The following is a 15,242-nucleotide window of genomic DNA, read 5'->3' as shown; positions in this document are numbered from 1 at the left end:
AGCCGTCAGGCGACGATCGCCGCCATCCCGCATCGCATCTGATGCACCCGCACGTCGGCATAGCCCAGTTGCACCCCCAGCGTTGCCGTCACGTTCGCCAAAATCCCGTCCAGCAAGGGGGCGGTCGTCGCCAGCAGTGTGCCGATGGCGGGCACCAGCGGGCTGAGGTTTAGATTGATGCCCAGCACGGACACCTGCACCTGCGTCCGGCTGGCAAGGCTCGCGGCCAGCCCCTGCGTCAGGTCGTTGGTGCTGACCCGCTTGGCCGTCTGCGCGCTGATCTCCGTGGGCGAAAAATGCACATTTTGCGGCTGCACACCACCCAGCGCGATATTGGCATAGCCTGTCACTTTCGTGCCCAGCACTTGCGCCAGCACAGCCGGGCGCGGATTGGCGGGCGCGTTGAAATTGGTCAGCGCCTGCACATCAACATCCGCCAGCGCCGCCGTGCCGATCGACGGCGTCACCGCCAGCGTCACGCCGCGACCCGCCGATCCTGCCGTACAGTCGATCGCCGCCAGCCGCGCCTCCGCCGCCGCCAGTTCGACGTAAAGCGGGATACGCACCGACGCGATACCCGAAAGCGCCGTCGCCACAGTGCTTTCCAGATAAAGGCGGGTCTGCGCGGTGCGCAGCACGACGGACTTGTCAGCCGTCACGCTCAGCAGGGGGGAGCGCGCCTGTCCCTCGCCCATCACCAGCATCAGCCGGGTCGATGTCAGCCCCGGCACCGTCAGGCGCAAATCCATCGGCACCGATGTCCCCGACGGGGGGCTCAGGATCATGCGCAGCATCGAAAAAGCGTCGAGCAACACATTGGGCTGCCCCGTTGCACTGGCCGCGCCCCGCATCGGGCCAAGATCGATGATATCACTCAACCGCACCGATCGTCCCGCGACCTGTCCGGCAATGGCCAGCAGCACTGCCGCGCTCTGATTGCCGCCTGCACTGTCGGCCATCGCGCCAATCATATCGGACAGCGGGATTTCGCGGTCGAACAAGGTGCCATAGGCTTCGCCATCGCGCCCCGTCCGCACCCGCAGTGCGTCGGCAACGCCCAGCAGGTCCAGGTTCAGGCTCGCCAGCCCCTGACTGTCCATCACCGACAGATTGAGCTGCGTCCCGGCCAGGCTCGACAGCAGCATATTGGGCAGTCCACCATTGACCGCGGCAAGTCCGGTGCCGATCGAGAAGGCCGCCGCATCCTGGCGCGCCGCAATCGCCCGCGCGCGCAGGTCGATGCCATCGCGCCCGACCAGCAGCCGGGCGAAGAAGAGCGGCGTGCGCCGTTGCAGTTCGACCCGCATCGCCCCGCCTTCGCCTGCAACGAAACGATCGGGCACTGGAACCGCGCTGTCGGCCCGGTAGCTGCCGCCCTCCAAGCCGATCAGCGCGATGCCGCCGACCCCGCTTTGTCCCACCAATTCTTCCGCTGCGCTGCGCCCGCCACCGACAGCCGCCAGCGCCGCTGCATCGGCAATGCCCTGCAACTGCCGCTTGGCCAGATAGACCGATCCCAGATCGACAGCGACCGTCGCCGCGCCGGCCAGCATAAACAGCGATCCCGCCAGAATCAGGCTGATGCCGCCGCGCGCATCGCGCATCACGCCGCGCCCGGTCACGGCACCGCAATCCGTATGACCGCACTGCGCTGCAGCGTCGTGGCGGCAAGGGGAATGGGGGTAGCCGCAAAAATCGGCGCGTTGCTCAGACTATAGCTCAGCGTCACCCGATAATAGCCGCCGCTCTCTTCCGTGCCGATGCTGATCGTCTGCGCGGCGGGCGCGGGGAAGGCGGCGCGGCTGGCGGCGATGCTCTGGTCGACCAGAGCGCGCCGTTCGGTTGAATCGAGGCCCGCCACCGCCGCCCGCGCCGCATCATTGGCCGCCTGTTGCAGGCTATGGGCCGTCATGAACCAGCTGCCATAGATTAAGATGCCAAACAGCAGGCTGATCAGCAGCGGCAGGACAAAGGCCGCCTCAACCAGGGCGCTGCCCGCGTCATGGCGGGGCAGGGAGGCGATCGGCCGGAACCGGGGGGAGGGGCTTTGGCGCATAAGGACAGCATAGCGTCGCACGCTCAACAGCCGGTTTGATCGGCTTGCGGCGGACAATACGCAATTCCCGCATATCTCAGCCCCGCCGATCCGCCGCATCAATCGATCCTGATCCACTCCCTCCGAATCGGACCATGAATTTGCGTAAAAGCCGCGCCGGTCACTGCTTACGCGCCCTTTGTCGCGGCCACACGCTGGCCTGTCATCACGATCACCGCGCCCTCGGTGCCGTAGGTGCCATGGAGTTGCGCGATCGCCGCGTCCACCGGCATTACCGCCCCGCCATTGGTCAGCAGCCGCGTCGCCACCCGCCGGTCGCCCTCGCCGCGCAGCACCCGCTCCAATTGTTCGCGAAACTGCGGCCGTGCCGATACTTCCACGACGTCGGGCAGGCACACGCTCGACAGCCTCTCTTCGGGCAGGCCGATCAACGTGCAGAATGTGTCGTCGGCAATGTCGATGAACCCGCGAGTCGATACCCGCACATAGCCCACCCCGCCATGTACGCTCATGGCTTTCAGGATCGCGGACTTGACGTCGGCCAGCCGGTGACGGCGCATGTCCGCAGTAATGTCGCGCAGCAGCAGGGCGATGCCGTCGCCGAACGGGAATGTTTCGAAATGCAGCCAGGTGTCGCTGCGGAACGGGGAGGGGATGTCCGCCGCGCTGGCTTCACCAGACGCCAGGCTGTGGCGGATATGCGCTTCTGTCAGCGCGCCGGCAAATTCCGGCAGTGCCTCCCATAGCGACCGCCCTTCCAGATGCCGGTCCCACCTTTTGGTCATCGCCAGCGCCACGCTGTTGACATAGTCGATGCTCAGGTCGCTGCGGCACAGGATCAGCCCCTGATGGATATGGTTGGCCAGTTCGCGCATCCGGTCCGGCGCTGGCGCGGGACCATCGCTCACGCCCAGGCTGCGGAAACTCTCCACCCCCATGAAGATATGCGTCTCGCGGCCATGATGGGTGATCATCACCGGCTCCCGCGCGCCGACCTCCCGCCAATGCGCGAAATTGCGTACCAGTTCAGCGGCGGCAACGCTTTGCCCGCGACGGTCATCCAGCATGGCTCCATGGCTCCCTGTTCCTGTTAGGAAGCCAGGATACAGGGCCGGATCAAAAGGTGAATCGACAGACCACTCCGTTTCGGAGCGAAGCGCGATTTAGGGCCGATCGACATTCAGATGATGACGAGCCGAAAATGGTGGTTTCCTGTGACCCGGAGCGCAGCCTACTAAAAGTAGGTGAGCACCGGAAGCGCGGGAAACCGCCATTTGCAGGCCGTCAGGGCTGAATGTCGATTGGGCCTAGCTGCCGTATGCGCGCTGATAGTCCAGCGCGTCGAGCATCTTGCCCCCCGCCATGAACACCGCGCCGGTGCAGGCCAGTGCCAGCAACTGCCCGCCAAAGCCGGGATATTGCTGCATATAGACGATGCCGCGCTCCGACGCGCCCAGCGCGAGCGCGTAGATGATCAGGAACGCCTCAAACTTGGTCTTTATGGTGAAAAGGCGTTTGATGCGTTCCATTATGATCCCACCTGGCGTTGCGGCCCGCCGCTATGGGATTAGATCGCCCGAAAGCTGCAAATGGTCAACAAGGGTTAACCATGATTGTTCGATCCGCGCGATCAGCCGCGTGTCCGACAGATCGTCCGGCGCGATCTGTTCGGGCCAATAATCCGTGACGATCCGTGCGATCCCGTCGAGCTTCCCCTCATCCATCAGGAATCGCGGGTCGATCGTCGCCGGGTCCGCCACCACCCGCAATCGCAGGCAGGCGGGGCCGCCACCATTGGCCATCGACTGGCGCACATCCACCGGCACCAGCCGCCGGATCGGCCCGTTGCCCGCCACCATCTGCTCCAGCCATTGCCACACAGCCGGGGTCTCCTGCGCCTCGGTCGGCAGGATCAGCGCCATGCCTGTCCCGAGCGAAGTCGAGGGGCCGCCATCGGGCAGCGTTACGAGTTGCGCATTGAACAGGTAGGATTTGATCGCATCGGCCAGGCTGACGGCGCTGGCCGGCACCTCGACAATCTCGACACCGGGCATCGTCGCGCGCAGATCGGCGTAAAATCCCGCCTGGTCGGCAAAGGCCAGCTCATGCACGAACAGCACCCGCTCATTGGCGACCGCTACGACGTCATTGTGAAACGCCCCCGCCGCGATCGCCTCCTTGGACTGTTCGACAAACAGGGTCCGCGCCGGGTCCAGCCCGTGCAGCCGCACCACCGCCTTGCTCGCCTCAAGATGCTGGCGCGCGGGGAAGGGCCCACCCGACCGGCCATAGACGAATATCTCTACCCCCGCCGCGCCATGATGGTCGCACAGCCGCATATGATTGGCTGCGCCCTCATCACCGAACGGCGCAGGCACCGGCGAATGAACCGCAAAAGCGCGCGGATCGGAAAAAGCGACCCGCAACTGCGCCAGCGTCTGCGGCCATTCATGGCTGCGATGCGGCATGGTGACGAGGTTAGCGACGGTCAGATGCGTCCGCCCGTCCGCGGTATCGCTGGCCGGAGACACTGTTGCCGCATTGGCCGCCCACATGGATGATGCCGACATCGCCGCCGCGCGGATATGCGGCTCGGCTGCGCCAATATCGGTCCCCAGTTGCGCCAGCCAGGTTCCGTCGGGCCGCCATTGCGGCAGGAACAACCCCTGGGCCAACCCCAGCCGGACATTGCCGCGCATCTTCTCGATACCCTGCAACGCAGCCGCGCGCGGATAGGCAACTGCGCCCGCATTGCGGGATGAAGCCAGATTGCCCAGACTCAGCCCAGCATAATTATGGCTCGGCCCGATCAGCCCGTCGAAGTTGATCTCGGTTACGCTCATGCCCGTCCCGCCATGGTAAAGCTCTGCCCCGGTTCCAGATGCAGCCGCGCCGCGCTGGCCGCATCCAGCGACACTGCGCCATCCTCATCCTCGACCACAAAGCCATAGGTGCAGCGATAGTCGGCCAGCGTGCCGGTCGACACCAGCATCTTGACGCCGCCCTTTTCATGGCAGGATGACAGATTGACGTCACGCGCCGCCGCGATCGTCTTGAGCTGGTCGATCTGCCCCACCATTGTCGGTCCGCCGTCGAAAATATCGACATAGCCCGCATTGATGAACCCCTCCGTCTCCAGCATACGCATCGCCGCCCGGCCATTGGGGTGGGGCAGGCCGATGACGGCACGCGCGCTGTCGGTCAGCATCGCGGTATAAATGGGCGTCTTGGGCATCAGGTCGGCGATGAACTGGTTGCCGTTTACCGCATTGAACTCGTCCGCCTCCTGAAAATTCATGCCAAAGAAACGCCCGGCCAGCCCATCCCAGAAGGGCGATCCACCCGCCTCGTCAATCACGCCGCGCAATTCCGCGATGATCCGGTCGCCAAAGCGCGCGCGATGCCCGCGAATATAGAGATAGCGGCTGCGCGCCAGCAGCAGCCCCAGCCCCTCGGCCCGCTCGCGTGGATGCAGGAACAGGCCGCCCACCTCGGTCGATCCCTCCAGATCGGTCGTCAGCGACAGCATCTGCGCCCGGAACGTCCGTGCCAGCTCCCGGCTATGCTGGGTCAGCACGCCCAGCCGGTAGGAATAGAATGGCCAGCTTTGCCCCACGGTCGAAAATATCTGGCAGGTGCCGCGCACCTGGCCCGTCTCGGTATTTTCCAGCACCAGCACGATCAGCTCGTCCTTGATGCCCTCGCCAGTGCGGGTCAGCGCCGCCTGCGTCCGTTCCAGCTTGGCGGACAGCGCCTTGCGATCGGGCGGCAGGTTGGTGAAGCCGCCACCGGTCAGCTTGGCCATCTCGTACAAGGTCTGCAAATCGTCCGCGCGCGCGGTGCGCATGATAAAGCTCAAGCGATCATCCCCTCTCTTTTATATTGTCCTTGCGCGATCCGCAGCAGCGCCAGCGCCGACAGCTGTGCCCGTTCAGCCAGGCTGTCGGTCAGCAGAAACTCCGCGTCGCTATGGATGCTCCCGCCGCGCGCGCCCATCGTATCCACCACCGGCACGCCGCACGCCGCGATATTATTGCCGTCGCACACCCCGCCCGTATCGCGCCAGCCGATCGGCAGCCCCAGTTCCGCGCCGCATCGCCGCACCAGATCGAACAGCGCCAGCGCCTTGGCGTCCATGGGCTTGGGTGGACGGCCAAAGCCGCCATGGCAATGCAGGCTGACGTCATGGTCGCGCGCCACATCGGCTATCGTCCGATCGAGCAACGCCTTTGCTGCGACCTCGTCGGCTGGCGTCATCGGCCGGAAATTCACTCGCAGCACGGCATGGTCGGGCACGACATTATTCGGCCCGCCGCCGTCAATCTTGGCCGGATTGCAGGAAAAGCCCTTGCCGCTCGCCGCCTTCAGCCGCAGCGCCAGATCCGCCGCCGCCAGCAGCGCATTGCGCCCGTCATCGGGGTTCCGTCCGGCATGGGCGCTGCGCCCGGTAACGATGATGGAGAAATTGCCGCTCCCCGCCCGCGCACCTGCCAGCGTGCCGTCCGGCAACGCGGGTTCGTAGGTGAATGCGGCCAGCTTGCCCGCCGCCGTCTGCCGCAGCAGCGCGGCAGAGGAGGGGCTGCCCACTTCCTCATCGCTGTTGATAACGACATCATAGCCCAGCCTTGCCGTTTCGCCTGACGTCTCGAATGCGCAAAGCGCCGCCAGCATCACCGCCAGCCCGCCCTTCATGTCCGCCACTCCTGGCCCGTTCAGCACCCCCGGCTCCAGCCAGCGCTGCGCCTGGAAAGGATGATCGATCCCGAACACCGTATCCATATGCCCGGTCAGCAGCAGCCGCATCGGCGCATCCGGCCGAACCGATAGATGCAGGTGCCGACCGGATTCGATGCTGTTGATCCGCCCGTCGGCAGCGACCGTCTCGACCGGCGTGGCCTCCACCAGCCGTAAGTCGCCGGGTAGCACGGCAAAAGCATCCGCCAGCAACCCGGCCATCACGCCCAGCCCGTCCAGATTGCGCGACCCACCGTTGATCGCTGCCCAGGCCTGCACCTGCGCCAGCATCGGCGCATCCGCCGCATGGTCCAGCAATGATTGATCGAGCGATGATAAAAGCGTCATCCCGCCGGGTCTATCAGACCCAGTGCCGCGCCTCCACCCCTGTGACAGCGTAGTCATTAGTCAGATGGCGGTATTTCAAGGACGCAGTCGCCGTCCTAAAAATCATAACTCAATGTCACCCGGCTGAGCGTGTTGAAATTGCGCGACGACAGCAACGTCTCCGACTCATATTGCACGTTGTAGGACAAGGCTGCCGACCAGCGCGTTGCGACCTTCGTCTCCATCGACGTCAGCGCATTGAGCGAATAGACGTCGCTTTCGGCATAGCCGGCCGCGGTCTGCTTGAAGGTCAAAGTCGGACTGGCGCGCCAGGCCAGCGCCATCGACCCACGCGCGCCCAGCTTGGTTTCCCGCACCCCGATCAGATATTTGGCGTGCCGCACCGATGGGCCGATATCGACCAGCAGATCCACCGGCTTGCTCACGATCAGCTTGTAACCCACCCCGACCGACGCGGTGTAGCGCTCGTCATAGCCGATCGACGTATCCCGCTCGAACTGCGCCAGCCCATAGGCAAAGCCACGCGGGTCGAACTGGAACTTCGGCTCATAGCCGGCAAAGTAGCGTTCGCGCGACGTCACGCCATTGGCCCGGCGATAATCGGCAGCGGCGCTCAGCTTGTGCGACCATTGGATGCCGTTGCGGGTGGCGGTTGCCGTCCCGCTAATGCCGATTTCGCTGGTGGAGCCGGTCGATCGAAACCCGCCTGCCTCGACCCGCCCGGTCCATAATTCGGTAAAGCGCGCCTCGCGAATCACCGTGTCATGGGTGGCCTTGGTCCGCTCTTTCCAGCTGTTGACCAGCCGTTGGATTTCGTCCGCCGACCCCGGATTGGTCTGGCGCGCGATCTTCGCCACGGTCGCAATATCCGTTTCATTGCCATTGGCGATCGCCGCCTCCAGCATCTCCCGCACCGAAGGCGGCAGCAACGCCGGATCGGCGGCAAAGGCCGGGGCGGCAAAGAACAGGGCGAGGGGGATCAGACAAGCGCGCATGATCTATGTCATAGCCGCAAGACCGCGAAGGTTAAGCCCCTAAGCGACGGGCCGCTCAGATAAGCGCCCTGAACTCCTGCAAAATGTCGCGATACAGCTTGCGCTTGAACGGCACGATCAGCTCCGGCAGCGTTTCCGGGTCGGTCCAGCGCCATTCGCGAAATTCGGGATGCTTGGTCTGGATGTTAATATGCTCATCCTGCCCCAGAAAGCGGGCGAGGAACCAGAACTGGCGCTGACCACGATATTTACCGCCCCACAGCTTGCCGACCAGTTCGGGCGGCAGATCGTAGAAATGCTCGTCCTTGGCTGTGGCGATGATCTTTACATGACCGCTGACGATGCCGGTTTCCTCGTGCAATTCGCGGAGCGCGGCATCCTTCGCCTCTTCGCCCTCGTCGATCCCGCCCTGCGGCATCTGCCAGGCCTCCACGACATTATCCAGCCGCTGGCCGACGAAAACCTTGCCATCCATATTGACCAGCATGATGCCGACGCAAGGCCGGTATCCGCGTTCCTGTTCTTCGGGCGTCGAAGCCATTTTGTCCCCTGATTACGCTATTTCGACCGCGACATACCCCCCGGAGCCGCCGACATCGTTCCTGTTTCTCGCGCCAAGGATAGGGTGGGTGGCAGCATCCGTCCATTGATCGAATCACCATTGGACGGATTTGACCGCTACAAATATGGCCACCTGCCTTGGCAAGATGCTTTATCGGTCGCTTGGAACCGGTCCCTTCTGGCGGCATTGCAGCACCATGACCACACCCGTCCTGCTCTGGCTCCGCCAGGATCTTCGCCTGACCGATCAGGCCGCGCTGCTGGCAGCCATCGAAGCAGGGCCAGTGATCCCCATTTATATCCTGGACGATGACACGCCGCGCCAATGGGCGATGGGCGGAGCGTCGCGCTGGTGGTTGCACCATAGCCTGTCGCGGCTTGACAAAAGCCTGCGCGCGAAAGGATCACGCCTCATCCTGCGGCGCGGCAAGTCGGCGGAGATATTGGCGCAGATCGCCGCCCAGGCCGGGGCCAGCAGCGTCCATGCCCTCCACCACTATGAACCCTGGTGGCGCAACGCGGAAAAGGCGGTGGCCAAGACGCTCGACCTGCACCTCCATGACGGCGGCCTGCTCCTGCCGCCTGGCGCGGTGCGGACCGGGGCGGGGGGCATGTATCGCATTTACACCCCCTTTTCCCGCGCGGTGATGACCCACATGCCGCCGCCCGTCCCGCGCCCCGCGCCCGACCATATTCCGGCCCCGGCGTCATGGCCCGACAGTGATTCGCTGGACGGTTGGGCATTGCTGCCGACCAGCCCCGACTGGGCGAGCGGCTTCGCGCAGGACTGGACGCCGGGGGAGGCGGGGGCACAGGCCAATCTCGCCGATTTCCGGGGCGAAGCGCCCGACTATGCCACCGCCCGCAATCTGCCCTCGATCGAGGGAACATCGCGCCTCTCGCCCCATCTCCACTTCGGCGAAATCTCCCCCGCCACCGTCTGGCATCAGGTCACAGGTTCGGACGAAGGCACGACAACCTTCCTTAAAGAGCTGATTTGGCGCGATTATGCCCATAACCAGATCGTCGAATTTCCGACCTATGGCTCTGCCAACGCCCGCGGCGAATTTGACGCGCTGCCATGGCGGGACCTGCGGGAGGCCAAGGCTGACTTCACCGCCTGGCAACAGGGCCGCACTGGCTACCCGATCGTTGACGCAGGAATGCGTCAGCTCTGGACGACAGGCTGGATGCACAACCGCGTTCGCATGATCGCCGCCAGCTTCCTGATCAAACATTTGCTGATCGACTGGCGGCATGGCGCGCGCTGGTTCTGGGACACTTTGGTCGATGCCAGCTACGCCAATAACAGCGTCAACTGGCAATGGGTCGCGGGCAGCGGGGTGGATGCCAATATGTTCGTCCGCATCATGGCCCCGCTGGTCCAGTCGGAAAAATTCGACGCTGCTGCCTATATTCGCGAGTGGGTGCCGGAACTCGCCGACCTGTCCGACGTCCATATCCATGATCCTGAGGCCCATGGCGTCCGGCCGCGCGCCTATCCGTCAAAGATCATCGGCCATCGCGAAGGTCGCGAACGCGCGCTGGCCGCCTATCGCCACGCCAAGGGGTGATTGCAGCGCGGCGCAGCTTGATGCAAGATTGACGTCATGAATGCAGTCGATCCCCGGCGCGGCAAGCGCCCCCTGTCCGTGCGGCGTCCGCCGCGATCGGGGGCCGTCAGCGCGTTTGCTCGCATGATCGGCCCGCAATTCCATCGCCTGCTCGATCGCATCGACAGCGGACTGCATCAGGGTGCGATCGACGCGACGCTGCCGGACGGCACGCGCAGGCTGCTGGGCGGCCGCGCGCCGGGGCCGGAATGTGAGGTGCATCTGCTCCACTGGCGCGCACTGCTGCGGCTGGCAACGGGCGGCTCGTCCGGCTGGTATCGCGCTTGGGCGGCAGGCGAATGGACCAGCCCCGATCCGGTGCCGCTCTTTGCCCTGTTCATGGCGAACGCGGTCGCCTTGGGCAAAGCCGCTCGTCCACGCGGCCCCGCCCGCTGGGCTGGACGTCTGACCCACTGGGCGCGCCGCAACAGCCGCCGCGGATCGCGCCACAACATCGCCTTCCATTATGATCTGGGCAATGATTTCTACCGCCTCTGGCTCGATCAGAATATGCATTATTCCAGTGGCTTGTTCCTTGATCCTGACTGCCGGATCGAAAGTCTGGAACAGGCGCAGAGGCGCAAGGTTGATGGGATCCTCGACCGGCTGGACCTGACCGACGGCGCATCGCTGCTGGAAATCGGCTGCGGCTGGGGTGGTCTGGCCGAACAGGCGATGGAACGCCACGCGATCAGCTATACCGGCCTCACTTTGTCCACCGAACAGGCTGATTATGCCCGCGACCGGTTGGGATCAGGCGCGGATATCTGCCTGACCGACTATCGCGATGCGCAGGGGCAATATGACGCCATCGCCAGCGTCGAAATGGTCGAAGCGGTCGGCCAGCGCTACTGGCCCGACTATCTTGCCGCCATCCACCGCCTGCTCAAACCCGGCGGCCGCGCTGCGATCCAGTATATCCTGATCGATGACGCGATCTTCGAGGGCTATGCGCGCGGCGCGGACTTCATCCAGACCTATATCTTCCCCGGCGGTATGCTCCTGTCCGAAAGCCGATTCCGCGCGATTGCGGAGCAGCAGGGGCTGGTCTGGCAGGACGTCCACCGCTTCGGCCTCGACTATGCCGAAACCCTGCGCCGCTGGCGCGAGCGTTTCGATCGCGCCATCGACGAAGGCCGGTTGCCCGCCAGTTTCGACCAGCATTTCGTGGCCTTATGGCGCTTCTATCTGATGTATTGCGAAGGTGGTTTCCGCGGTGGCGGGATCGACGTGGCGCAGGTCACGCTGGTCAAACCCGCCTGACGCTTCAGCCCTCGACCCGCATCCGATGCCCGGTGGGCGTATCCGCCACGACCAGATCCACGATCGCGTCCGCCACAACTTCCGGCCCCTTGAGCGTCGCAGGATCTTCCCCCGGAAAGGCGCGCGCGCGCATCGCTGTGCGGGTCGCGCCCGGATCGACGATATGCGTGCGGATGGCGGAGATATTCTTCATCTCCTCGCCATAGGCGCCCACCAGCGTTTCCAACGCCGCCTTGGACGCGCCATAAGCACCCCAATAGGCGCGGGGCTTCACGACCGATGACGTCACCGCCACCACCCGCGCATCCTTGCTCGCTCGCAGCATCCGGTCGAATGCCGCGATCAACGCTTGCGGCGCGGCGATATTCAGCGTCAGCAACCGCGCAAATTCCTTGGCATCGATCGCGGGCACCGCCGCCAGCGCGCCCAGCGTCGCCGCGTTCAGCACCAATATGTCCAGCGCGTCCCAGCGCCCGGCAATCGCCTGCGCCAACCGCCCGATGCTTTCCCCGTCGATCAGGTCCAGCGGCGCGATCGTCGCATGACCGCCCGCCTTGTGGATCGCATCCTCCACTTCTTCCAGCCCGCCAGTGGTCCGCCCGGTCAGCACGACATGCGCACCCGCCGCCGCCAGCGCCTGCGCGGTCGCCGCGCCAATGCCACGGCTGGCCCCGGTGACAAGCGCCAGTTTACCGGAAAGGGGAAGGGGAGAAGAGGCCATTATATATCCGTTCGTGCTGAGTAGGGGCTGAGCCTGCCGAAGCCCCGTATCGAAGCATCCTTCGATACGCCACTTCGACTTCGCTCAGTGGCTACTCAGGACGAACGGTGAGGCAGGAATGAAGGGTTCAGGCGACCCGTTCCGCCAGCAATTCCAGCTGGTCGGTGACCACCACATCATCTTGGTCGGTCAGCGTGGTGGGATAGTCGCCGGTGAAGCAGGCATCGCAATATTGCGGCCGTCCACATTCGCGCTTGGCTTCGCCCAGCGCCTTGTACAGGCCATCGATCGAGATGAAGGACAGACTGTCGGCATGGATGAAATCCTGCATCCCGCCCACGTCCAGCTTGTGCGCCAGCAATTTGGTGCGTTCCGGCGTGTCGACGCCATAGAAGCAGCTATGCTTGGTCGGCGGCGACGCGATCCGCATATGCACCTCGGCCGCGCCCGCCTCGCGCATCATCTGCACGATCTTGAGGCTTGTGGTCCCGCGCACGATCGAATCATCGATCAGCACGATCTTCTTGCCCTGGATCAGCGCGCGATTGGCATTATGCTTCAGCTTCACGCCCAGATGGCGGACCTTGTCGCCCGGCTGGATGAAGGTGCGGCCGATATAGTGGGACCGGATGATGCCCAGCTCGAACGGGATGCCCGATTGCTGGGCATAGCCGATCGCCGCTGGCACGCCGCTGTCGGGCACCGGAATGACATAATCCGCCTCGACCGGATTTTCGATCGCCAGCTGCGCGCCGATCGCCTTGCGGACCGAATAGACGCTGGACCCGTCGACAATCGAATCGGGACGGCTGAAATAGACATGCTCGAAAATGCAGGGGCGCGGATGAACGTCGCCAAAGGGGCGATGCGACCGGATTTCGCCCGCATTGGTCACGATCACCAGTTCGCCCGGATCGATCGAGCGGATATAGTCCGCACCTACCACGTCGAACGCGACCGTTTCCGACGCGAACATGATGGTATCGCCTAGCTTCCCCATCACCAACGGTCGGATGCCCAGCGGATCGCGGCAGGCGATCATGCCTTCGGGCGTCATGACGATCAGCGAATAGGCACCCTCAACCTGCTTCAACGCATCGATGAACTTGTCGAGCAGAGTGCGATAGCTGGACGTTGCGACCAGATGGATGATGACTTCGGTGTCTGACGTCGACTGGAAGATCGACCCACGCCGAATCAGCTCCCGCCGCACCTTCATCGCGTTGGAGATATTGCCATTATGGGCAACGGCGAATCCGCCGGAATTGAGTTCCGCATAGAGCGGCTGCACATTGCGCAGCGATGTCTCGCCCGTGGTCGAATAGCGCACATGGCCGCAGGCCGAACCGCCCGGCAGGCCGCGAATCACCTCGTCCCGGTCGAAATTGCCCGCAACATGGCCCATCGCCCGGTGGGTATGGAAATCATGCCCGTCCCAGCTGGTGATACCGGCGGCTTCCTGCCCCCGATGCTGGAGCGCATGAAGGCCTAGCGCAACGATGGCAGAGGCTGTGTCAGCGCCGGAAACGCCAAAAATGCCGCATTCTTCGCGCAACTTGTCGTCGTCGAAAGGGTTGGTCGTGATCATGGGTGTGAGCGGGTCCATAGCCGATCCTGTCCGACCGCAGGGGCCGGGCTTTGGCGCGCATATAGTCACTCTCGTCCCGTTTGTCGCCCTCCTGTAACAAAAAAGCGTGGCAGGCCGTTCCTTTACCTATCCCGGTGGGGCGAAACGGCCTGATGGGCCTCGCTGTCAGAGCGAAATCAGCCAGCCAACCGCCGCCCCGCCAGCCAATATGGCGGGCGTGACCCAAGCCCCCTTGATCCGCCAGGCGACCGCCAGGGCAAGGGCGAACAGCACTGCCGCGATCAGCATATTGTCCATGCGCGCAGCCGTCGCCAGCGTCAGCTGAGCAAAGGTTGCCGCGATGATTCCCACCACCGCCGCCGCCACGCCGGTCAGCAGCCGATGCAATGTCGGATTGGCGACCACCGCCTCCAGCCGCTCGAAAAATAGCATCGAAAAGGCAAAGGCAGGCAGGAACATTCCCGCCGTCACAGCCAGCGCGCCCAGCGGCCCGCCCGCGACATAGCCCACAAAGGTCGCGAAGATCACCAGCGGCGCAGGCAGCACCCCTGCCAGTGCTATCCCGTCCAGAAACGCCGAATCGCTGATCCACCCGCGCCCGACTGTGTCGGCCCGCACATAGGGGATCGCCGTATAAGCGCCGCCAAAAGTCAGCAGTCCGCCTTTCAGCCCGGCAATGAACAGCATCGCCAGCGTCGCGGGCGCGTGGGCGACGACAGGCCCCGCCGCGCTTGTCGCCCCGACGAAATACTGCACGATCAGCGCGCCCACTATCGGCACCAACAGCACCAGAATCGCCACGATGGGCCGCTCCGCCGCCGCATAGGCCAGTCCGCCGGCCAGCAGGATGATCCAGAACGGCACCGCCATCAGCGTCGCGATCAGCGCCACCACGGCTATGCCGGCCAGCAAACGATCCTCGATAATATGCTGGCCGATCCGCACCACCGCCCGCGCAATCACCGCCAGCACGGCGATCTGCACGCCCAGCAGCACACCAGTCAGCCCGACATGCCCCGCAATCCAGCCGACATACAGCCAGCCCGCGATCATCATCAGCGTCAGACCCGGCAGCATGAATCCCAGCCCCGCCAGCAATCCGCCGATGCGTCCGCGCGCCATCATCCCCAAATGGACGCATAATTCGTGCGCTTCGGGGCCGGGCAACACCTGCAACACAGCCAGCAACCGGTTGAAGCGCGCAGGCGCGATCCAGCGTTCCTCCTCGACCAGAGCCTGGCGCACCATTGCAATCTGCGCCACCGGCCCGCCAAAGGCGAGCGCGCCGAAACGCAGGAATTTCAGGAACAAGGCGATCAGGCTGATCGGCGGCGGTCGGGTGGTATCCATCGGGTCGGTCATT

Annotated in this window: 14 protein-coding genes; 2 read left to right on the top strand and 12 right to left on the bottom strand. The window is 64.4% G+C overall.

The annotated features are described in order from the left end of the window. Nucleotides 1-5 precede the first annotated feature (5 nt). From KRZ98_RS18650 to KRZ98_RS18610, 9 genes are all read right to left on the bottom strand, one after another. The gene (locus KRZ98_RS18650) at nt 6-1,622 is read right to left on the bottom strand and encodes a pilus assembly protein TadG-related protein (RefSeq protein WP_217674933.1); all 1,617 of its coding nucleotides are present in this window, start codon (nt 1,620-1,622) and stop codon (nt 6-8) included. Then, nucleotides 1,619-2,077, bottom strand: a complete 459-nt coding sequence (locus tag KRZ98_RS18645; RefSeq protein WP_368389854.1) for a TadE family protein — start codon at nt 2,075-2,077, stop codon at nt 1,619-1,621. The genes KRZ98_RS18650 and KRZ98_RS18645 overlap by 4 nt, the downstream gene beginning before the upstream one ends. Nucleotides 2,078-2,223: 146 nt before the next feature. Beyond that, nucleotides 2,224-3,123 (bottom strand): PAS domain-containing protein, encoded by a 900-nt coding sequence (locus tag KRZ98_RS18640; RefSeq protein WP_217674932.1) that lies wholly within the window; start codon nt 3,121-3,123, stop codon nt 2,224-2,226. A gap of 240 nt (nt 3,124-3,363) precedes the next feature. Next, nucleotides 3,364-3,585 carry a hypothetical protein gene (locus KRZ98_RS18635; RefSeq protein ID WP_217674931.1) on the bottom strand — a complete coding sequence of 74 codons (222 nt, stop codon included), beginning with the start codon at nt 3,583-3,585 and terminating at the stop codon, nt 3,364-3,366. Nucleotides 3,586-3,615: 30 nt separating this feature from the next. Then, nucleotides 3,616-4,899, bottom strand: a complete 1,284-nt coding sequence (locus tag KRZ98_RS18630; protein ID WP_217674930.1) for an N-succinylarginine dihydrolase — start codon at nt 4,897-4,899, stop codon at nt 3,616-3,618. Further along, a complete protein-coding gene (locus KRZ98_RS18625; RefSeq protein WP_217674929.1) occupies nt 4,896-5,915 on the bottom strand; it encodes an arginine N-succinyltransferase in 1,020 nt (339 codons plus the stop codon). The genes KRZ98_RS18630 and KRZ98_RS18625 overlap by 4 nt, the downstream gene beginning before the upstream one ends. Then, nucleotides 5,912-7,138, bottom strand: a complete 1,227-nt coding sequence (locus tag KRZ98_RS18620; protein ID WP_217674928.1) for a hydrolase — start codon at nt 7,136-7,138, stop codon at nt 5,912-5,914. The genes KRZ98_RS18625 and KRZ98_RS18620 overlap by 4 nt, the downstream gene beginning before the upstream one ends. Before the next feature lie 95 nt (nt 7,139-7,233). Continuing rightward, a complete protein-coding gene (locus tag KRZ98_RS18615; protein WP_217674927.1) occupies nt 7,234-8,133 on the bottom strand; it encodes a YdiY family protein in 900 nt (299 codons plus the stop codon). A 55-nt stretch (nt 8,134-8,188) separates the two neighbouring features. Beyond that, nucleotides 8,189-8,674 (bottom strand): RNA pyrophosphohydrolase, encoded by a 486-nt coding sequence (locus KRZ98_RS18610; RefSeq protein WP_217674926.1) that lies wholly within the window; start codon nt 8,672-8,674, stop codon nt 8,189-8,191. A gap of 217 nt (nt 8,675-8,891) precedes the next feature. Here KRZ98_RS18610 and KRZ98_RS18605 point away from each other — a divergent pair, with 217 nt between their 5' ends. Then, complete coding sequence (locus KRZ98_RS18605; RefSeq protein WP_217674925.1) at nt 8,892-10,268, top strand: deoxyribodipyrimidine photo-lyase; 1,377 nt, start codon at nt 8,892-8,894, stop codon at nt 10,266-10,268. 36 nt (nt 10,269-10,304) lie between these two features. After that, nucleotides 10,305-11,570 carry a cyclopropane-fatty-acyl-phospholipid synthase family protein gene (locus tag KRZ98_RS18600; protein WP_217674924.1) on the top strand — a complete coding sequence of 422 codons (1,266 nt, stop codon included), beginning with the start codon at nt 10,305-10,307 and terminating at the stop codon, nt 11,568-11,570. A gap of 4 nt (nt 11,571-11,574) precedes the next feature. Here the strand turns inward: KRZ98_RS18600 and KRZ98_RS18595 are convergent, their stop codons facing one another. From KRZ98_RS18595 to chrA, 3 genes are all read right to left on the bottom strand, one after another. Continuing rightward, the gene (locus KRZ98_RS18595; RefSeq protein ID WP_217674923.1) at nt 11,575-12,291 is read right to left on the bottom strand and encodes an SDR family NAD(P)-dependent oxidoreductase; all 717 of its coding nucleotides are present in this window, start codon (nt 12,289-12,291) and stop codon (nt 11,575-11,577) included. 127 nt (nt 12,292-12,418) lie between these two features. Next, complete coding sequence (gene purF / locus KRZ98_RS18590; RefSeq protein ID WP_217674922.1) at nt 12,419-13,897, bottom strand: amidophosphoribosyltransferase; 1,479 nt, start codon at nt 13,895-13,897, stop codon at nt 12,419-12,421. Between the two features lie 147 nt (nt 13,898-14,044). After that, complete coding sequence (gene chrA / locus KRZ98_RS18585) at nt 14,045-15,241, bottom strand: chromate efflux transporter (protein ID WP_217674921.1); 1,197 nt, start codon at nt 15,239-15,241, stop codon at nt 14,045-14,047. Between the last annotated feature and the right edge of the window lies 1 nt (nt 15,242).

It is taken from the genome of Sphingobium sp. AS12, from assembly GCF_019097845.1.
In the GTDB taxonomy this organism is placed as follows: Bacteria; Pseudomonadota; Alphaproteobacteria; order Sphingomonadales; family Sphingomonadaceae; genus Sphingobium.
The sequence above is the reverse complement of the archived record's forward strand: the minus strand, read 5'-3'. Positions and strand labels throughout refer to the sequence as shown.

What these genes read in the sequence shown, in the direction of transcription:
- KRZ98_RS18640 (WP_217674932.1), bottom strand. Translation starts at nt 3,123, where the DNA reads ATGCTGGATGACCGTCGCGGGCAAAGCGTTGCCGCCGCTGAACTGGTA.
- KRZ98_RS18635 (WP_217674931.1), bottom strand. Translation starts at nt 3,585, where the DNA reads ATGGAACGCATCAAACGCCTTTTCACCATAAAGACCAAGTTTGAGGCG.
- KRZ98_RS18630 (WP_217674930.1), bottom strand. Translation starts at nt 4,899, where the DNA reads ATGAGCGTAACCGAGATCAACTTCGACGGGCTGATCGGGCCGAGCCAT.
- KRZ98_RS18620 (WP_217674928.1), bottom strand. Translation starts at nt 7,138, where the DNA reads ATGACGCTTTTATCATCGCTCGATCAATCATTGCTGGACCATGCGGCG.
- KRZ98_RS18615 (WP_217674927.1), bottom strand. Translation starts at nt 8,133, where the DNA reads ATGCGCGCTTGTCTGATCCCCCTCGCCCTGTTCTTTGCCGCCCCGGCC.
- KRZ98_RS18610 (WP_217674926.1), bottom strand. Translation starts at nt 8,674, where the DNA reads ATGGCTTCGACGCCCGAAGAACAGGAACGCGGATACCGGCCTTGCGTC.
- KRZ98_RS18605 (WP_217674925.1), top strand. Translation starts at nt 8,892, where the DNA reads ATGACCACACCCGTCCTGCTCTGGCTCCGCCAGGATCTTCGCCTGACC.
- KRZ98_RS18600 (WP_217674924.1), top strand. Translation starts at nt 10,305, where the DNA reads ATGAATGCAGTCGATCCCCGGCGCGGCAAGCGCCCCCTGTCCGTGCGG.
- KRZ98_RS18595 (WP_217674923.1), bottom strand. Translation starts at nt 12,291, where the DNA reads ATGGCCTCTTCTCCCCTTCCCCTTTCCGGTAAACTGGCGCTTGTCACC.
- purF (WP_217674922.1), bottom strand. Translation starts at nt 13,897, where the DNA reads ATGGACCCGCTCACACCCATGATCACGACCAACCCTTTCGACGACGAC.
- chrA (WP_217674921.1), bottom strand. Translation starts at nt 15,241, where the DNA reads ATGACCGACCCGATGGATACCACCCGACCGCCGCCGATCAGCCTGATC.